This is a genomic window from Streptomyces sp. NBC_00457, assembly GCF_036014015.1.
Classification (GTDB): Bacteria; Actinomycetota; Actinomycetes; order Streptomycetales; family Streptomycetaceae; genus Streptomyces.
Genome location: NZ_CP107905.1, coordinates 388,214 through 406,992 on the forward strand (window position 1 = coordinate 388,214; position 18,779 = coordinate 406,992).

General features: G+C 68.7%; 15 protein-coding genes and 1 pseudogene. 9 read left to right on the forward strand and 7 right to left on the reverse strand.

Annotated elements, in window-relative coordinates:
• Positions 1 to 299: 299 nt before the first annotated feature.
• The 7 genes and pseudogenes from OG828_RS01870 to OG828_RS01900 all read right to left on the reverse strand — a co-directional run bounded on the left by OG828_RS01870 (position 300) and on the right by OG828_RS01900 (position 7,945).
• Positions 300 to 797, reverse strand: a complete 498-nt coding sequence (locus tag OG828_RS01870) for a DUF6644 family protein (protein WP_328499861.1) — start codon at positions 795 to 797, stop codon at positions 300 to 302.
• Entirely contained in the window at positions 794 to 1,570 is a 777-nt protein-coding gene (locus tag OG828_RS01875) for a DUF6152 family protein (protein ID WP_328499862.1), read from the reverse strand. Before OG828_RS01875 ends, OG828_RS01870 begins: the two co-directional genes overlap by 4 nt.
• 652 nt (positions 1,571 to 2,222) lie before the next feature.
• A pseudogene (locus OG828_RS01880) lies at positions 2,223 to 4,022 on the reverse strand (RICIN domain-containing protein); the annotation flags it as partial.
• Positions 4,023 to 4,084: 62 nt separating this feature from the next.
• Complete coding sequence (locus OG828_RS01885) at positions 4,085 to 5,023, reverse strand: carbohydrate ABC transporter permease (protein ID WP_328349494.1); 939 nt, start codon at positions 5,021 to 5,023, stop codon at positions 4,085 to 4,087.
• A complete protein-coding gene (locus tag OG828_RS01890) occupies positions 5,020 to 5,946 on the reverse strand; it encodes a carbohydrate ABC transporter permease (RefSeq protein WP_328349495.1) in 927 nt (308 codons plus the stop codon). The genes OG828_RS01885 and OG828_RS01890 overlap by 4 nt, the downstream gene beginning before the upstream one ends.
• Before the next feature lies 1 nt (position 5,947).
• The gene (locus tag OG828_RS01895) at positions 5,948 to 7,330 is read right to left on the reverse strand and encodes an ABC transporter substrate-binding protein (RefSeq protein WP_328499863.1); all 1,383 of its coding nucleotides are present in this window, start codon (positions 7,328 to 7,330) and stop codon (positions 5,948 to 5,950) included.
• Between the two features lie 402 nt (positions 7,331 to 7,732).
• A complete protein-coding gene (locus OG828_RS01900) occupies positions 7,733 to 7,945 on the reverse strand; it encodes a hypothetical protein (protein ID WP_328499864.1) in 213 nt (70 codons plus the stop codon).
• A gap of 851 nt (positions 7,946 to 8,796) precedes the next feature.
• Between OG828_RS01900 and OG828_RS01905 the strand changes: the two genes are divergently transcribed.
• The 9 genes from OG828_RS01905 (at position 8,797) to OG828_RS01945 (ending at position 18,634) form a co-directional block, all read left to right on the forward strand.
• Complete coding sequence (locus OG828_RS01905; protein WP_328349498.1) at positions 8,797 to 9,840, forward strand: LacI family DNA-binding transcriptional regulator; 1,044 nt, start codon at positions 8,797 to 8,799, stop codon at positions 9,838 to 9,840.
• Between the two features lie 186 nt (positions 9,841 to 10,026).
• Complete coding sequence (locus tag OG828_RS01910) at positions 10,027 to 11,028, forward strand: glycoside hydrolase family 43 protein (protein WP_328499865.1); 1,002 nt, start codon at positions 10,027 to 10,029, stop codon at positions 11,026 to 11,028.
• A 57-nt stretch (positions 11,029 to 11,085) separates the two neighbouring features.
• Complete coding sequence (locus OG828_RS01915) at positions 11,086 to 11,214, forward strand: hypothetical protein (RefSeq protein ID WP_328499866.1); 129 nt, start codon at positions 11,086 to 11,088, stop codon at positions 11,212 to 11,214.
• Positions 11,211 to 14,132 (forward strand): glycoside hydrolase family 2 TIM barrel-domain containing protein, encoded by a 2,922-nt coding sequence (locus OG828_RS01920; protein WP_328499867.1) that lies wholly within the window; start codon positions 11,211 to 11,213, stop codon positions 14,130 to 14,132. Before OG828_RS01915 ends, OG828_RS01920 begins: the two co-directional genes overlap by 4 nt.
• 508 nt (positions 14,133 to 14,640) lie before the next feature.
• Positions 14,641 to 15,039: a hypothetical protein gene (locus tag OG828_RS01925; RefSeq protein WP_328499868.1), complete on the forward strand. Its 399-nt coding sequence runs from the start codon at positions 14,641 to 14,643 to the stop codon at positions 15,037 to 15,039.
• 105 nt (positions 15,040 to 15,144) lie between these two features.
• Positions 15,145 to 15,735: a carbonic anhydrase gene (locus OG828_RS01930; protein WP_328499869.1), complete on the forward strand. Its 591-nt coding sequence runs from the start codon at positions 15,145 to 15,147 to the stop codon at positions 15,733 to 15,735.
• An 8-nt stretch (positions 15,736 to 15,743) separates the two neighbouring features.
• The gene (locus OG828_RS01935; protein ID WP_328499870.1) at positions 15,744 to 17,222 is read left to right on the forward strand and encodes a SulP family inorganic anion transporter; all 1,479 of its coding nucleotides are present in this window, start codon (positions 15,744 to 15,746) and stop codon (positions 17,220 to 17,222) included.
• 72 nt (positions 17,223 to 17,294) lie between these two features.
• A complete protein-coding gene (locus tag OG828_RS01940; RefSeq protein WP_328504779.1) occupies positions 17,295 to 17,870 on the forward strand; it encodes a (R)-mandelonitrile lyase in 576 nt (191 codons plus the stop codon).
• Complete coding sequence (locus OG828_RS01945; protein WP_328499871.1) at positions 17,867 to 18,634, forward strand: carboxymuconolactone decarboxylase family protein; 768 nt, start codon at positions 17,867 to 17,869, stop codon at positions 18,632 to 18,634. The genes OG828_RS01940 and OG828_RS01945 overlap by 4 nt, the downstream gene beginning before the upstream one ends.
• The last annotated feature ends 145 nt before the right edge of the window (positions 18,635 to 18,779 follow it).

Consider the following 18,779-nt stretch of genomic DNA (forward strand, 5'->3'; position numbering starts at 1 on the left):
GCGTCGGCTTTTCCGAACGACCTCGGCGCCTTCCCCGGCGCGACCGCTCTGGAACAGGCCCGCTCCGCAGGCAAGTTCACCCCCGTCCACGACGGGGGATGTGCGGAGTGTGCCGGGATCGGGACGCGCGGCGCCGGGCCGATCTGCGGCGCCGGACATGCCAGAAATGCGGCACCGTCTCCAGACCCCTGCGCCGGCCGGGAGCTACGGCGACGCGATGGGCCTGGCGTGTGACGAACGCCCCCGTGAGCCGTGCGAACCTGAGGGCGGTCGCGGTGCGGCGTGCCGCTGTGGCGGTGTCAGGTGTAGGCCAGGAGCCTGCCAGCGATCGTGACTCCCGACCACGACGTGAGGGAAACGACCGCGGCGAGCCGGGCTGCGACAGGCGTCGGCTGCTCGATGTCCCAGTCGGCCACGTTGCGGTAGGTCCGCCGATGGAAGATCAGGATGTTCAGGCCTGCGAGCAGGATGAGGCCGAGCTTCCACGGAGCGCTGCCGCGGTCGGCGATGAGGCCGGCGCCGGGCACGAACATGGCCACGCCGGTGACCGCCGCGATCACGAAGCCGAGGTGTGACAGGCGGAGCAGGTGATGGGCCGCGGTCGTCACCCGCAGTGTCCGCCACCCGAGCCCGAGCAGCCGGAGATCGAATACTGCGGCCGGGCCGATGAGGAGGGCGATGCCGATGATGTGGACGCTTTCGAGCACCGGGTAGAGGTAGGCCGTGCCACGGACGGCCTCGGCGAACCAGCTGTCCTCCAGCCAGGAGAAGACACTGTCCATGACGAGTGCCGTCACGCCCGGGACGAGCGTCGTCGCAGATAGAAGGCTCCACCTGCGATGCCGGCGACCAGTACGCCACCGAGCGTGGCCCACACCACGGTCGATGACGTGCCCTCAGAGTCTGCTGCGGCCGACGGGGAATCCTGGTCGGCGTCGGCGGACGCCGCGTCGCCCTCCGGATACGGGACCGGCAGCGGCCGCGCCGGGAGTTCCTCGTTGAGCACCTGGTTGACAGGCTTGCCCTCTTCGTACCAGAACACGACCGGACGGAACTCGTCCGTGTGACTCCTGCCGACGTAACCGACGGCTTCGATCCGCTCGCCGTCTTCGAGTTCGCGGTCCAGGCCCCACATCCCCGTGAAGCTCGGCGGCGCGATGGTGACCTCCAGCTCGTCTTGAGACCCGCTGAAGGACGGTGCGGCGTTGATCGGGTCGCTGTCGGGGGCGTCCCGCAGTCCCTCGGGCAGATCGCGCTCGGGGGTGTCAGCGGGGAGATCTCCGTCGACGGTCACGGTGAAGTAGGAGTGCGGATCGCCCCAGCGGACCTGCGAGACGGTACCCGCTATGTAGTAGAGGCGATCGGTGTCGAAGTCGTCGAACCCGTGATGCGCCTGCGCGGCGCCCGCCGAGAACAAGGTGAGCATCGCCGCGGAGGCCAGGGACGCGGCCGCCAACCTGACGAGACGGGCGCTCTGACGAGCCGCGGGGGCGGCGACCGGGTTGAAGTGCATGCCGAGCCGTTCCTTCGAGAGGTCCTGGGGTGTGCCGCAGCCAGTGAACCTCAACAAGCGCCCAGCAAAGGAGGGTCAATTCTCTCCCAGGATGAGGACGGGTCCGTCCGTTTCACTCGGGCGTCGTGCGGCGGCCTCTGGGGGCGGTTGGGGTGGTCAGGGCTGGTCAGTGGGCATGATCCACAGTTCGCCGATGGAGGCGTGGCAGGGGCCCGTTCACGGCGACCGCGATCATGCGCTCCCACTCCTTGGGTCCGCGCCGACGACGGGGCCATCGCGTCGGCCCGTCGTGGTTCGGCGTTCTCGGCCCCGGATCACTGCGCCGCTGAGGTTGGGGTGAGCCGACGAGCCGGCTCACCCCAAGGCACGATCAGCGTTCGGTGGCGGCAGCCCGCACGGTGACCGCGTCCCACAACAGCGGTGTGTCGTCGAAGACCACGGCGATCTTGATCTTCCTCCCGCCGGCGATCGTCGCCGGAAGCGTCACGCTGCCCATCTGGTCCTCGTCGAAGGAGACCGGACCGAGGTCGGTGGCCTTCCCGTTGGCTGCGAACGCGTAGACGTGACCCGTCCTGTTCGCGTGCAGGGCCGTGCCCGCGGGGTCCGAGGCCGCGGCCTTCAGCGACAGTGTGGCGTTCCTCCCGACGCTGCTCGCGGTCAGACGCTTCGACCGCCTGTCCTTCGTCAAGTCCGCGGAGGTCGGCGCCTGCTGGACGAGCTGCCACTCCTGCGAGCCGCCCGCGACCGCGTTCTGCAGGGTCAGCGGCGCACCGGCGGATGCGCCGGTCAAGTACACGTTGGTGTTCTTGGCGGCCTGGAACTTGTAGTGCCCGTCGGCGGTCTTGATGAGGTTCCAGACGCCCGTAGGGCTGTTGTCGACCCACTGGCCGATCCTCTGGCCGACGGTCGCGTTCCCGGTCCAGATGCCTGCCATGCGGCCGCCGGACTTGTTCAGCAGCGTCGTGCCGCCCTTCGGCGCGGCAACCACATGCCAGTACTGCGTGTCCTTGTTCGCCACCGAACCGGCGTCCTCCAGGCGGACGTCGGGAACGTCCCCGTTGCCGATGTTGGCGTCGTTGGTCTTGCCGCCGGTGCCGATGACCTGGCCGGTCTTGCGGTTCACGAGCCGGTAGTAGGCGCCGTCCGAGCGGCCTTGGTCGACCTCGGAGTACCGGATCGTCGAGGTGCCCTGATGGTTGAGGATCGAGATGCGGCCGGTGCCCTCGACGTACTGCAGATTGCGGCTGTAGGAGGCCGGCGCATTCGTCTGGTACTCCTTCCACACGCCGTCGCTGCGTCCGCTCTCGTTGACCCAGACGTTGCCACTGCCTGCGGCGTTGTACACCAGGCGCCCGTCCGGGAGGTTGATGACGACCGGGCTGCCGCCCGTCGCGAGAGGGCGCGAACCAGCGTCGACCGGCAGGGAGGTGACGGGGGCGTCCGTGGAGCCGCGGTAGAACTGCAGCGGGTCGTCGGCGATCACGTACCGGGTGTTGGTACCGCCACCCCAGTACTCGTACGGGAGCAGCCACTTGCCGTCCGTCGTCGGGACGACGGTCGTCATGCCCGGCCGGCCGCCTCCGATCTGCGTCTTACCGCCTCCCATGTCCTGGGTCAGGCCGGCGACGTCGACGACGGGCTCGCTCCACTGCGCGCTGCGGCCGTTCCAGGTCTTGTGGACGAGGATCTGGCCGTGCGAGTCCCGGGCGGTGTCGTTGTCCGGATCCAGCTTCGGCACACCGGTGACCGGGTCGAAGCCGAGGTAGTCGTTCTCGTCGGAGTAGTAGCAGACGAGTTGGCCCTTGTGGACCATCAGGTACGGCTCCCAGAGGGGATCGACCTGCTTGTACGTGTTCGCCTTGGCGACGTTCTTGCCGACCGCGCCCGCGCTGCCGCCCTGCCAGCCGCCCGTCGCGATGACGTTGAGGACTTTCCAGCTCTCGCCTTCGTCGGTGCTGGAGTACAGGGCGAGCGCCATGTCACTGCGGTCTCCGTCGTTGGACGGCGTCCAGTTCGGGTCGGCTGCCTTGTTCTCGAGGTAGTAGTGGTCGTCGCCCGTCACGATGGTCGCGAGGAGCAGCGTGCCCTTCTTCAGTTTGCCGACGTCCTGCGGAAGCGTGTAGAGGAACGGGCTCGCCCAATTGCTCTTGTACTTCGCGTACTTGGGGTCCTTGGAGAGGTACGCCGGAGCCTTGACGTCCGCCAGTGGCTGCCACGAGGTTCCGTGGTCGTCGCTCTTGTAGACCGGCATCGTCTCCCGGTCGGCGCTTCCCGTCTCCGGGACGACCGTGGCCTTCTCGAACGCCGCGACGAGACGTCCGCTCTCCAACTGCGCCGACTTGACGTAGATCGCGCAGTTGCCCCGGCCCTTCAGGCACGGTTCGTCGCCGAGCTGGTACAGGATCCCGCCCGTCGGGTTGTACGCCTGCGCGCTGCTCATGGTCAGGCCCAGCATCGCTGCACCCACGACGAAGGTTCCCAGTGCCTTGCCAAGTCTTCTTGTCTGCATTGCCTCTCCTTTGAGGGATGACCAGGGGTGATGGTTCGGGCGAAGTCGTCGATCAGGGGGCGTTACTGCTTGACGCTTCCGGTGGCCAGACCGCTCTGCCAGTAGCGCTGGAGCATGAGGAAGGCGATGACGAGCGGCACGATGGAGATCATGGAGCCGGTCACGACGAGCGGGAGCATGTCGCTGCTGGCGCCGGCCCCGCCGTTCTGCGCCTGAGCGGCCCAGGAGGAGAGGCCGACCGTGATGGGGTACAGGTTCGGGTCGCTGAGCATGATCAGCGGCAGGAAGTAGTTGTTCCAGGTCGCCACGAGCGTGAAGAGCAGGACGGTCACCAGGCCGGGGGCCAGCAGCCTGAGAGCGATCCGGAAGAAGATCCGCCCCTCCCCCGCCCCGTCGATACGGGCCGCCTCGAGGAGGCTGTCCGGGACCGCGTCGGCCGCGTAGACGCGCATGAGGTAGAGGCCGAAGGGGTTGACGAGGGAGGGCAGGATGATCGCCCAGGGGGTGTTGACCAGGCCGACCTCGGCGAACAGCAGATAGGTCGGGATCGCCAGCGCGGTGGCCGGGACCATGATGGCGCCGAGTACGAGGTTGAAGGCGGCCCGGTCGCCGCGGAAGCGGAACTTCGCGAAGCCGTAGCCGGCGGCGGCCGCGATCATCGCCGCGCCGACCGCGCTGACGACGGCGTACACGGCGGTGTTGAGCAGCCAGTCGACGAAGACGCCGTCGTCCTGGGTGAAGGTGTGACTGATGTTGTCCAGCAGCTGCGGGGCGCCGGAGAACCACAGGCCGAAGCTGTTGAACAGGTCCTGGGTGTTCTTGGTCGAGGCGACCAGCAGCCAGAACAGCGGGAGGAGGAAGTACGCCAGGGCCGCCAGCATGGCGATCGTCAGCGGGGTGCTGCGGCGGGGGGATGAGGCTGCGGACCGGCGCCGCTTCGGTGCGGTGGGGGCCGGGTCGTCGGCCGGTGCGGTCGTGGCCTTCGGCATGGTGGTCGTCACTTTTCCCTCCTTCGGTTCGCGGTGAGCAGCACGGCGTAGGAGGCGATGACGATGACCAGGCCCAGGAGGAAGGACACCGTGGCCGCGTAGTTGACCTGCTGGCCGGTGAAGGCGAGGGAGTAGGCGTAGAGGTTGGCGGTGTAGGAGCTGCTGATGACATCGGGGGCGATCTTCATCAGCAGGCTCGGTTCGTTGAACAGCTGGAAGCTGCCGATCACCGAGAACAGCAGGGTGAGCAGAAGAGCGGGCCGCAACGCGGGGAGCTTGATCGACCAGGCGATGCGCCAGGCTCCTGCGCCGTCCATCGCGGCAGCCTCGTAAAGATCGTGCGGGACGGTCCGCAGGGCCGCGTACAGAATGATCATGTTGTAGCCGACGAACTCCCAGGTCACGATGTTCGCCAGGCTGCCCAGCATCCAGCTCTCGCTGAGGAACTGCGGGGCCGGCAGGTCGAGATTGCGGCTCAGCTGGGCGAACGGACCGAAGTCGGGGCCGTACAGGTAGCCCCACATGAGCGCGGCGACCACGCTCGGGACCGCGTACGGCACGAAGATGCCGAGCCGGATCACGCGGGCAAGGCGCAGCAGGCCGCTGTCCAGCGCGAGCGCGAAGAGCAGGGCCAGCAGCAGCATCAGCGGCACCTGGATCATGAAGAACAGGGCCACGCGTCCGACGCCGTGCAGGAGTTGCGGGTCCTTGAGGGCGGTGACGTAGTTGTCCAGGCCGACGAAGACCGTGCCGCCGATGAGCTGTTCCTGGAAGAGGCTGAGGTAGGCGGCGTAGCCGAGCGGGGCGAGGAAGAGGAGGAGGAAGAGGATCAGGAAGGGGGCTACGAACAGGGGACCTGCCGAGATCGACCGGCGACGCGGGGCCGGTCCGTCTCGGTGCGGCTTCCTGGTGGCGGCCGCGGTCGTGGCAGCCATCTCAGGTCCCCTCGACCGTGAAGCCCTGCTTCTTGGCGTACGCCGTGAGCCGGGACTGCCACGTGCCGAGTGCGGCAACGGTGTCGGACTTGTCGGCGAGGGACTTGCCGACGGTCTCGGTCCAGTCGGTCGCCGCCTGGTCGAGGAACGGCGGCCACTGGAACTCGGGCGAGACCGTCTCACTGATGGCGGCGAAGATCTGGTTGACCTTCTGGCCGCCGTAGAACTCGGGCGCGCTGCCGGTGACACTCGCGTCGGCGAGCAGAGCCTTGGTCGCCGGGAAGAAGAACTGCTGGGTGGCGAACATCTTGGCGCTGGCCGGGTCGCTGTTGAGGAACTGGGCGAACTGCGCTGCCGCGATCTTGTTCTTGGTGGCCGCGGTGACCGCGGTCGTGGAACCGCCCCAGTTGCCTGAGACCGGCTTGGCGGCATCCCACTGCGGCAGCGGCGCCGCCCGCCATTTGCCCGAGGTGGACTTGGCCGAGCCGGACAGGAAGGACGGGCCCCAGGCCGCGGTGAGCCAGGTGGCGTACTTGCCCTTGTTGAATCCGGCGTACCAGGGGTCGGCGAAGTCCGGGTCGGTGCTGATGACGCCTTCCTTCGCGAGCCCGCCCCAGTATTCGGCGAGTTTCTGGGAGACGGCGTCGTCGACGCTGATGGAGAGATTGCTCTTGCCCGAGGTCGCATACGGCTTGGCGCCGGCCTGCCACAACAGGCCGTGCCAGGCGGCGGGTTCGTTCGCCGCGAGGTTGGTCAGGTAGACGTCCGGGTCGGCCTTGTGGAGCTTGCGTGCGGCGGTCGCGAACTCCTCCCAGGTCTCGGGCACTTGGATGCCGTGCTTGTCGAAGATGTCCTTGCGGTAGAGCATCCCCATGGGTCCGGTGTCCTGGGGGATCGCCCAGACCTCGCCGCCGGGGCCGCTGACCTGTCCCCATGTCCAGTCGACGAACTGTTCCTTCAGTGCCGTGGCACCGTACGGGGCGAGGTTCAGCAGACTGTTGGTGATCGTGAAGGTGGGGATCGCGTGGAACTCGATCTGCACCATGTCCGGTGCGCCGGTTCCGGCCTTCAGCGCCGTACGCAGCTTGGTGTAGTGGGCGACGCCCTGGCCGGCGTTGACGACCTTGACCTTGATCGCGGGGTACTTCTTCTCGAAGAGCGCGACCTCCTGCTGGATGTCCGGGACCCAGGTCCAGAACGTCAGCTCGGTGGGCGTCTTCATCGCCTTGTCGATATCGGCCTGGCTCACCGGCTCGGCGGAGGAGGAACCGGAGTCGCTGTCGCCGCTGCACGCGGCGAGCGCGGCACCGAGGGACACCGCGCCGGTCGCGGCGAGGAACCGCCGACGGCTCATGGAGGACGTGGGAACGAAGGATCGAGGCATGGTGAACTCCCGCCGAGGGGCAGTGGAACGGAGCGCCTTGCTAGGGCGCGTCGCAGGGGTGGGTAGGGAGAGGGGTGAGGAGGGGTGAGGCGCGGACGTCGCTACCAGGGCATCGGGGTCGCCATGTTCGGGTCTGCGTGTCTGCGTCGCGCGAGCTGTGACCGGCACGCGTGTCACGTGCGGTACAGCGGAAGTGCACGGTGGTGGAAGGTTGTTGAGGTGCGGTGAGCGCAGGTGTGTTGGTGCGGCGAGTGGGGACACCTCCCACGCCTTGAAGGCAGCGGGGAGCGTGCCAGGCGCCGCCCGACAGGCTCCATTTCCGGCACAAGCCCTAGGGCCGACGAGTGCGGTCAGTCGGTGGTGTGCGGTTCGTCCCCGATCGGGGTGCGTGTGCCGAGCCGTTCAGCGGGAGGCTGTGCGCCGACCGCGTTCCGGTGCCTTCCTGGTCGGCGGGGGTGCGATCGAAGCACGGACGACGAGTTCGACCGGCGGCTCACTCGCCGGAGGCAGGTAGGTCTCCGGCTCCTCGATGGCGTGCACGAGCAGCCTGATTCCTTCCCGTGCCGCGGCGCCGAAGGGCCGGCGCAGGGTGGTCAGGGCAGGAATGACGTACACGCGGCCTGCCGCGCATCCGGAGGGGGGTAACCAGTCCCCTCGATCAGGTCCTCGGAGGCACACAGCAGGTGGTCGGTGGCCACCCGCGTCAATCCATAGGCGCCTGCACCCACCGAGGACCGGCACATCGGCTCTGGCCTGAACCTCGCCTTCCACGATGGGTACGGAGACGATGATGCCGTCCACGCCCTGCTCCAGGAGGGAGTCCACGGCGCGGGCGATATCGTCCGGTTCGCCGTCCAGCGTATGACCACTCGGAGTGCGTAACCGGAGTCCCGGAGGGTTTTCTCGATGGCCACGAGCAGTGCCCCCCGAGCGACGACGCCGATGAAGCGGTTCCGCCCGGAGGCCGGCGCCCGCGCCGCGTGGTTCAGCCGATGACCCAGTTCCTCGGCGGCTTCGATGACGCGTCGGCGGACCTCGTCGGAGACGTGCGGCTCGTTGTTGAGGACACGCGCTCCGTCTCACTACTCGTGCCATGAAGTCTCCCGACGGCGTATGCCTGCATCAGGCGAGATCGGCTGTATGACCGCGCGGTCACTGACCGCGCGGTCATATCTACGCAGCCGGAGGGGAACGCGTCAATAGAACGCACAGCACCACTCCCCTCCTGCGGGACTTTTCTCGGCGACAAGTGACACTTCGACGGCGCGGATGCGCTGGTCAGAAGCAGTTTTGCGCCGCAGCCAGGGCGTCGCCCGACACCTGACTCCCTGCTTCTCCGCGAGGGCGCGAGGTTGAAGGAAGCCATGCGCACACCCTTGACGCGCGATCTCGGACTGCGTAGACAATGACCGCGCGGTCATACAGCGGACCTCGAAGGATTCCCTCGCTCGGCCAGAGGAGACACCATGACACGAGTGGCAGGACGGGGCGGAAGCCCTTCTGTGCCTCGCAGTGCCGATGTCGCCCAACTGGCCGGCGTCTCACGCAAGACCGTGTCGAGGGTCCTCAACAACGAGCCCTACGTCTCCGACGACGTACGGCGTCGTGTCATCGAAGCCGCCGAGGAACTCGGCTACCGGCTGAACAACGCGGCTCGAACACTGGCGTCCGGACGAACACGTTCTATCGGTGTGGTCGCTCTGGGGACGGCCGGGTACGGACCCGCCTCACTGCAGGTGGCCATCGAGAAGGCCGTCCGGGACTCCGGTTACGCGCTCCGAGTGGTCAACACGCTGGACGGCGAACCGGACGACATCGCCCGTTCCGTGGACTCCCTCCTGGAGCAGGGCGTGGACGGCATCATCGTCTCCGAACCCATTGTGGAAGGCGAGGTGTCCGTCCGCGTCGACGTGCCGGTCCTCTTCCTCGGCGCGCCACCGGCCTTCGGCGGCCCTCGGGCGGTGACCGCAGGGGTCGGCGCCGATCTGCTGGCGCGGGCCGCCACGGACCACCTGCTGGATCTGGGACACCAGACGGTCCACCACGTCGCCGGGCCGCTGCGCTGGTACGCCGCGAGGGACCGTGTCGAGGGATGGCGAGCAGCCCTGGCGGCACGCGGCAGGCACCAACCGCCCCTCGTCGAAGGCGACTGGTCGGCCGACTCCGGTTACCTGGCGGGCCGCGAACTGGCCGCCGACCCCGAAGTGACCGCGGTCTTCGTCTCGGGCGACGACATGGCGATCGGCTTGATCCACGCCCTGACGGAAGCCGGTCGGCGCGTGCCCCACGACGTCAGCGTCGTCGGCTTCGACGGCAACCCCGTCTTCGCCCACGTCACCCCACCCCTGACCACCGTGCGCCAGCCGTTCGACGCCGCGGCCAGAGACGGCCTCAGGCTTCTCGTCCACGCCATCGAAAAGCCCGACACCCAAATGCCACCGGCGAGCGACCCACCGGTCGAGCTCGTCGTCCGGGGCTCGACCGCACCCCCACGGTCCTCCCCCAGCTAGACGGCGCACTGCATCGTCACGTCCTCAGCCTGTCCGCCCAAAAGGGCCATGCCAGCCATGCCGTACGTCATGGATTTGTCGTCGGATCAGGGAGCGCCCGCCTCCCACTCCCACAGCTGACCGAAAGGCTGAACTGCCATGCCAGGATCCCGACATAGCTCCTCGACCGCGGCTGACGCCGATCTCATGCGGCTCCCCGACATGCCCCTGCACGACCCGTTCATCGTCGCCGACGACAAGACCCGGACCTACTACCTCTACACGTCCAACGACCGATCGGTATCGGGCGTGGACGGCACCGGCACGATGGTCTACCGCAGCCACAACCTGCGCGACTGGATGCGCCCCGTCGTGGTCTTCCTCGCCGCCGACCAGGAGGGACTCTGGACGACCGACGGCGGATGGGCGCCGGAAGTGCACGCATGGGACGGCAAGTACTACCTGTTCACCACCCTGCACAACCAGAACAGGCCGCTTCCGGTCCCACCACCCAACCAATGGGGCACGCCGTTCCCGATCGGGAACTACATGCGCGGCACGATCATCGCTGTCTCCGACTCGCTGATGGGGCCCTTCACCGTCATCGACCCGTCACGCCCCACCACGCCCGAGAACCTCATGGCCCTCGACGGGACCCTCTACGTCGACGAGTCCGGGAAGCCCCACATGGTGTACGCGCACGAGTGGCTGCAGACCATTGACGGAACCATGGAAGCGATCCGGCTGGCTCCGGACCTGTCGAAGGCCGTCGGCGATCCGACCTACCTGTTCAAGGCATCGGACGCGTTCTGGCTCACCGAGCAGATCCCCAGCGGCGTTCCGCACCAGCTCCCGCCCTATGTCACCGACGGCCCGCAGCTGTACCGCAGCCCTGACAAATCCCTGATCATGCTGTGGTCGACGTACGAAAAGAACTCGGCCAACCCGGACGGCACCGTCGGCGGCAGCTATGTGCAGACCTATGCCGTCTCGAAGTCCGGCGACATCAAGGGGCCGTGGAGTCAGCGCCGACCGCTGGTCCGGAACGACAGCGGTCACGGCATGCTGTTCCACACCTTCGACGGCCCGCTGATGATGGTGCTTCACCGCCCCTTCAACAACGCACGCGGAAAGCTGTACGAGATGCAGCTCCTCGGCCACGAGCTCCGGGTACTCCGCCAGCGCACCGATCTCGATGGCGGCGGGTGACGCCCCTGTGTTCACCGCCGGCTGACGGTGGACCCGAACACCTGACACCACTTGATCGTGACAGCACGCCTGGCCGCCGTATCGCTACTGCCCCTTGTCCTGGTCTTCGTCTTCCTCCAGCGCCGGCTGGTCCGGTTCGGAAAGCGCGCAGACAGCGATCAAGGGATGACCGAGGAGCAGGATTGAGCACGATCGACTTCGCGGGAATCCCCTACTACGAGGACGTCTCACCGGGCAGCGGGGCTCTGCCGCCCCGCGCATGGACCAGCACCTCGGACGCGCACCGGCTGAGCCTCAATGGGACTTGGCGCTTCCGGCTGTCCCCGACCGCGACGACGGAGGACGAGTCCTTCGCCCTCCCGGAGTTCGACGACTACGGCTGGGACGAGCTGCCGGTCCCCGGTCACTGGGTGATGCACGGGCACGGAGCACCCGCGTACACCAACGTGGTTTACCCCTTCCCGGTCGACCCGCCGCGGATGTCGACGGAGAACCCGACCGGCGACCACCGGATCGCCTTCGATCTGCCCGAGGACTGGCCGGCGGCGGCCTCGGGTGGTGACGCGCTGCTGCGCTTCGAGGGCGTGGAGTCCTGCGCCCGGGTCTGGCTCAACGGGCAGGAGCTGGGCGTCTTCCAGGGCAGCCGGCTGCCGCACGAGTTCTCCGTCGGCGGGCTGCTGCGGCCGGAGGGCAATGTGCTGGCGGTACGGGTGCACCAGTGGTCCGCAGGCTCGTATCTGGAGGACCAGGACCAGTGGTGGCTGCCCGGCATCTTCCGGGACGTGACGCTGTTGCACCGGCCCGAGGGCGCAGTGCGTGACTTCTTTGTGCACGCCTCCTACGACCACCGCGACGGCTCCGGCACCCTGCGGGTGGACAGCGAGCCGGGCGGGCGCGTCACCCTGCCCGGTCTGGGCATCGACATCGCGACGGGCGAGACCATGACGCTGCCCGTCGAACCGTGGTCGGCGGAGCTGCCGCGGCTGTACGAGGGCGAGCTGGTCACGGAGGGCGAGCGGATCCCGCTGCGGATCGGCTTCCGCACGGTCGTCGTCGAGGACGGAGTCCTCAAGGTCAACGGCAGGCGGATCCTCTTCCGGGGCGTCAACCGGCACGAGTTCCACCCGGAATCCGGCCGAACGGTCGATCTCGCGACGATGCGCCAGGACCTGCTGCTGATGAAGCAGCACAACATCAACGCCGTACGGACCTCCCACTATCCCCCGCACCCGGCCTTCCTCGACCTCTGCGACGAGCTGGGCCTCTGGGTGATCGACGAGTGCGACCTGGAGACCCACGGCTTCGTCGACCTGGGGTGGCGCGGCAATCCGGTGGACGACGACCGCTGGACCCCGGCCCTGCTGGACCGGGCCGAGCGGATGGTCGAGCGCGACAAGAACCACCCCTCGATCGTCCTGTGGTCGCTGGGCAACGAGTGCGGCACCGGCCGGGGCCTGACCGCCATGGCCCACTGGATCCGGGGACGGGACACCTCCCGGCCCCTCCACTACGAGGGCGACCCGTCCTGCGCGGACACCGACATCTACTCGCGGATGTACCCGGAGCACGCCGAGGTGGACCTCATCGGCCGCCGCGCGGAAGCCCCTCTGGACGACCCGGAGTTGGACGCCCACCGGCGGGCCCTGCCCTTCATCCTCTGCGAGTACGCCCACGCCATGGGCAACGGCCCCGGCGGGCTCAGCGAGTACCAGCGGCTCTTCGAGACGCACGAGCGCTGCCAGGGCGGCTTCGTCTGGGAGTGGATCGACCACGGCATCGTCCACCCGGAGCACGGACACGGCTACGGCGGCGACTTCGGCGAGGAACTCCACGACGGCAACTTCGTCTGCGACGGACTGCTCTTCCCCGACCGCACCCCCTCCCCGGGCCTGACCGAGTACAAGAAGGTCATCGAGCCGGTCCGCATCGAGGGCGACGGCCCCGCCGGCACCCTCCGGGTCACCAACAGCCATGACTTCGCCGACCTGTCGCATCTCGCCTTCGTCTGGTCGTACGAGATCGAAGGCCTGACCGTCGCCGACGGCCCGCTGTCCGTGCCGCCGGTCGCACCCGGCGAGTCCGCGGAACTGAAGCTCCCCGAGCCGCCCGCCGCCGACCGCGCCGGCGAGGCGCTGTGGACCGTGCGCGCCGTCCTCGACCAGGAAACCCCGTGGGCGAAGGCCGGACACGAAATCGCCTGGGCACAGCTGCCCGCCGACACCCGGGGACAGGTGAGCCGCCCGCGGACCGCCCCGGCGGCCCGTCCCCGGCGGGGCCCGGCCGGCAGCGGCACCATCGCTCTTGGCCCCGGCATCTTCGACGCGGCGAGCGGAGCGCTCACGCACATCGGCGGCATCCCGGTCACCGGCCCGCGTCTTGATGTGTGGCGGGCGCCGACCGACAACGACAACGGCGCGCCCTGGCAGCCGGATCCCCGCTGGGGCCTGATCTGGCGCGAGCTGGGCCTGCACCGGGTGCGCCACCGCCTCGACGGGGTGGATCCGACCGACGAGGCGCTGACCGTACGGACCCGCGTCGCCCCCGCCGCCACCGACCTCGGCCTGCGCGCCGAATACCGCTGGACCGCCGACGGCGACCGGCTGCACCTCGCGGTCTCGGTCACCTCGGAGGGCGAGTGGAGCTGCCCGCTGCCCCGGCTGGGCGTACGGCTCGGGCTGCCGGCGGCGTACGGCCGGGCCGAGTGGTACGGCGGCGGCCCGGGCGAGGCGTACCCCGATACCCGGGCCGCCTCCCGCACCGGGCTCTGGTCGTCCACGGTGGACGCCCTGCAGACCCCATATGTACGGCCGCAGGAGAACGGAGCGCGGGCCGACCTCCGCTGGGCCCGGCTGAGGGACGAACACGGCTCCGGCCTCCGGATCGACGGCGAGCCCACCTTCTGGTTCACCGCCCGCCGCTGGACCACCGAGCAGCTCGACGCCGCCGAGCACACCCCCGACCTGCGGCCCGGCAACACGGTGTGGGTCAACCTCGACCACGCCCAGCACGGCATCGGCACCCACTCCTGCGGCCCCGGCGTCCTGCCCCAACACCACCTCGACGCCGGCCCGGCCGAGTTCTCCTTCACCTTCAGCCTGGCCTGATGGACTGAACGCGTTGTGCAACCGAGAACAGAGATCCGCGAGTTCGCCGTCCAGCAACAGGGACCGCTTCCAGACAGACAGACTCGCCAGCCGTGGTGTTGGGCGGCTCCTCGACCTTGAGCCGGAAGGTGCCGCCAGCGAAGTGCGGCCCGCCGCCGAACGGCTGGCTGGGCTCGCGTCGAAGTTCCCACGGCGAGGGGGAGAGTTTTCTCCTAGGTTCTCATGTCCCAGGAAAGAACTCTCCCCTTCTGCGGGCACGCTTCACCATGCCATCGTCAGTAACTCGTTGACGGTAGTACCCAGTCGGCGCGGCCCAACAAAGGAGGTAGCGACCTGCATGTACGTCGCGCTCGCGCCGTAAGTGTCATGGCATCCCCGTGGACCGCGACCACATTGTCGGCCATTACCAGATCCCCGACACCGACCACGCGTGCCGCGTCCCGGGACAGGAGCCCCCTCTTACAGAAACAACTGAGGACTGGATTCAGGCTTCATTTAAAGGAGGCTCATGGTGCGCGGCAGGACTCCCTGGTTCATGGTCGCCCTGGCTGCTCTCCTGGTGGCCCTTCAGTTCTTCGCGGCCCTGACGCCCGGCACCTCCACGCACATCGCCCACACAGCCGCACCTGCATCCCCTGACCGGTTCACGAGCGTGGTCCTCGACGAGTACGCGGACGAATTCGCCACCTGCAGTGACGACGGGCAGACCGCGGAACCGTCCCCCTGGCAGCCCGGCCGTGACCGCCAGCGCGTCTGCACGGAGCCCGACGTGAAGCCCTACCCGCTCACCGTGCGGGTGTACGACTCCCTGGCGCTGCCCCCATCGGTGAGTCACAAGTCCGGGTATCTCGCGTCCCCCCACACCATCACGCCCTGCCTCACGTCACTCCAGGTATTCCGCTGCTGAGCCGGCCTGCGGGCACCGAGCGGCCGATCGCCGTGCCTGCCCAGCGCTGTGCTCGAACGTACGCCGACGCGCCGTCCCGACGGCGCGCCAGGAGGAATATCTGCCATGCAGCCACTCATCGACCATGCCCGCGGCTTCGGCCAACAGTCCACGGAACAATCCGAGGAACTGGTGCGACTGGCCGAGGGCCAGTCCCCGCAGGCCCTGTTCATCACCTGCTCCGACTCCCGGGTCGTACCGGCCCTGATCACGGGCGCCCGCCCCGGTGAGCTCTTCGAGCTGCGCACCGCGGGCAATGTCGTCCCGCCGTACGCCTCGGGGCACCCCACCAGCGAGGCGGCCACCATCGAATACGCCGTGGAGGTCCTCGGCGTGAGCGACATCGTGGTGTGCGGCCACTCCCACTGCGGTGCCGTCGGCGCGTTGGTGCGCGGCGACGACCTGGACGCGGTACCGGCCGTACGGGACTGGCTCACGCATGCGACCCCACGCCCGACGGGCGCCTCCGAGGATCCGGAGGTCGCCGAGGGCGTCCAGGCCCATGTGCTGACGCAGTTGCTGCGGCTGCGCTCGTACCCGTTCATCGAGAGGAAGCTGAAGGAGCGTCAACTGTCCCTGCACGCCTGGTACTACGAGGTACACAAGGGTGCCGTGCGCGCCCACAGCGCCGAGACCGACGCGTTCGAGGCCCTGTGAGGACCGCGATGACCAAGTTTCCTCATCTGAAGCAGGACTTCGCCGCCTCTCTCGTGGTCTTCCTGGTCGCGCTGCCGCTGTGCGTCGGTGTGGCCGTCGCCTCCGGGGTCCCGGCCGAACTCGGTCTGATCACCGGCATCGTGGGCGGCATCGTCACTGGCCTGATGCGCGGCAGCAGTCTCCAGGTCTCCGGGCCGGCGGCGGGCCTGACCGTCCTGGTCTTCGAGGCAGTGCGGGAGTTCGGACTGCCCGCGCTCGGTGTGATCGTGCTCGCGGCCGGTCTGCTTCAACTGGCCATGGGCGCCCTGAGGCTGGGGCGCTGGTTCCGCGCGATATCCGTCTCGGTCGTCGAGGGCATGCTCGCCGGCATCGGCCTGGTGATCATCGCCGGGCAGTTGTACGCGGCGGCCGGTCTGACAGCCCCCGCCTCCGGCGTCGACAGGATCTTCGGCCTGCCCGGCGCGGCCGCCGATGCTCTCGGCTCCACCGCCGCGCTCGCCTCGCTCGCGATCGGCGCGGGCACCATCGCGGTGATGGTGCTGTGGAAGCGGCTGCCGAAGAAGGCCCGGACCGTGCCGGGCGCGCTCGCCGCGGTCGTCCTGGCGACGCTGGCCACGTCGGCGTTCAGCCTGCCGGTGGCCACCGTGGAGGTGCAGGGCCTGCTGGGCTCGATCCAGCCGCCCGGCGCGGAAGCGTTCGGTGAGCTGGCGAACCCGGCGATCATCGGCACGATCCTCGCGTTCACCCTGATCGCCTCCGCGGAGTCGCTGTTCAGCGCTGCCGCGGTGGACCGGCTGCACGACGGTCCGCGCACCGAGTACGACAAGGAACTGATGGCGCAGGGTGTGGGCAACGCGGTCTGCGGTGTGCTCGGCGCGCTGCCGATGACCGCGGTCATCGTGCGCAGCTCCGCCAACGTCCAGGCGGGCGCGAAGACCGAGGCGTCCCGGGTGATGCACGGTGTGTGGCTGCTGCTGTTCGCCGCCGCGCTGCCGGCCACGCTGGCGCTGATCCCGATCCCCGCGCTGGCGGGCATCCTGGTCCACGCGGGTTGGAAGCTGATCCCCGTCCGCGGGATCGTCTCCCTCTGGCGGGGCCACCGCGGCGAGGCTCTGATCCTCGTCGTCACCGCCGTGGCGATCGTCGCGGTGAACATGTTCGAGGGCGTGCTGATCGGTCTGGCCCTGTCGGTCGCCAAGACCGCCTGGGAAGCCTCGCACCTCAAGACACAGGTCATCGACAAGAGCGCCGGCCCCATCCAGGTCTACCTGTCGGGCAACGCGACCTTTCTCCGGCTGCCGAAGATCCTCGACAGCCTGGAAGTGCTGCCCCAGGACCGTCCGATCGAGCTCGACCTGTCCGGACTCCACCACCTCGACCACGCCTGCCGTACGGCTCTGGAGAACTGGGCCGAACGGCACAGTGCGGTCGGCACCGAACCAGTGAGGATGACCGACCGGTCGGGAGCCGAGGCCACGTCCGTCTGACCGGACCGCCCGGGGACAGCCTTCGGACACGTCGGCCGATCCCACCAACCCCACACAGATTGGAATGTGACGATGCCAAAGGCCTATCGACGAACCGGAGCAGCCGTGCTCGCCGGTGTCGCGGGCTCCGCGCTTCTGCTCGCCGGATGTACGACGGACTCCGGACCGGCCGCCGGCGCCGCCGCCGCGCTGGCCGCATCGGCCGAGCCCGTGAAGACGTCCCCGGATCCAGGGGTCGTCGTGTCACGTGACAAGGACCGGGAGAGCACGGCGGGTGCCCCGGACAATTTCACCGGTGACGTTTCGATCCAGCCCCTGTACACAGGCGACGAGAATACGGAAAGTGCCTCCGACGTGCGGTTCTCGGCACGCGCCCGGACCGTCTGGCACACCCATCCCGAAGGGCAGCGCCTGATCATCACCGAGGGCACCGGATGGGTGCAGGAATGGGGCAAGAAGCGCATCACCGTCCACGAGGGTGACGTCATCTGGATCGCGCCGGGCGTCAAGCACTGGCACGGGGCGACCCGCGACAGCGCGATGGCCCACACCGCCGTCACCTACTCCGTCGACGGAACCAACGTGGACTGGCTGGAGCCTGTCACCGACGACCAGTACCTCGACGGAAAGCGAGAGCAGCGAGCATGATCAGGTCCAGGACACTTACCCTCATCGGTGCGATCGCCGCGGGCACGCTCCTCGTCGGGTACACCGCCCAGGCCGATCCTGGCTCCCGCACCGGTCAGGTCGAGTCGGTCTCCCCGGCCCTGGCGAAGTACGACAGGGAACGGGTCCAGCAGCTGTGGAACGACGCCGGCCTCTCGCGTCGTGACAGGGGGCTGGTCACCCTCGCGGTGCTCATCTCCAACGGGCAGACGACGGAGCTCGGCCGCTTCACCGACCGCGCCCTCGACGACGGGCTGTCCGCCGCGGAGATCTCGGAGACCGTCACCCACCTCGCGTTCTACGCGGGCTGGCAGAACGCCAAGGCCGCGGTGCCGGTGATCGCCGAGGTCTTCGACGAGCACGGGATCGACGCCGATCAGCTTCCCGAGCGGGACCCGGATCTGCTCCCGCAGGACCAGGAGGCCGAGCGGGCCCGCGAGAAAAGCGTCCAGGAGGACTACGGCAGCGTCTCGCAGGGAGTCGTCGATGACACCGACGACGTGCTCTTCGACGATCTGTGGCTGCGCCCGGACCTGAAGCCGCGCGACCGGAGTCTGGTCACCGTCGTGGCGCTCATCTCGACCGGTCAGAGCGGCCAGATCACCTTTCACCTCAACAGGGCGATGGACAAGGGGGTCACCGCTGACGAGGTCGACGCGTTGCTGAACCATGCGGCCTACTTCGCCGGGTGGCCGAAGGTGTTCACCGCCATGCCCGTGATCCGCGACGTGCTCGAGTCGCGCTGACGGAACGGGAGCCGATTCGCCGACGGCGGCGGGTGGGACGGCCGAGCCGGCCCGCCCGCCGCCGATGACGACGACCTGGATCGCCTGACTCATGCCTGAGGCGCGGTGCGGCCATTCATGAAGATGAGCGAGACCAGTGCCAGCC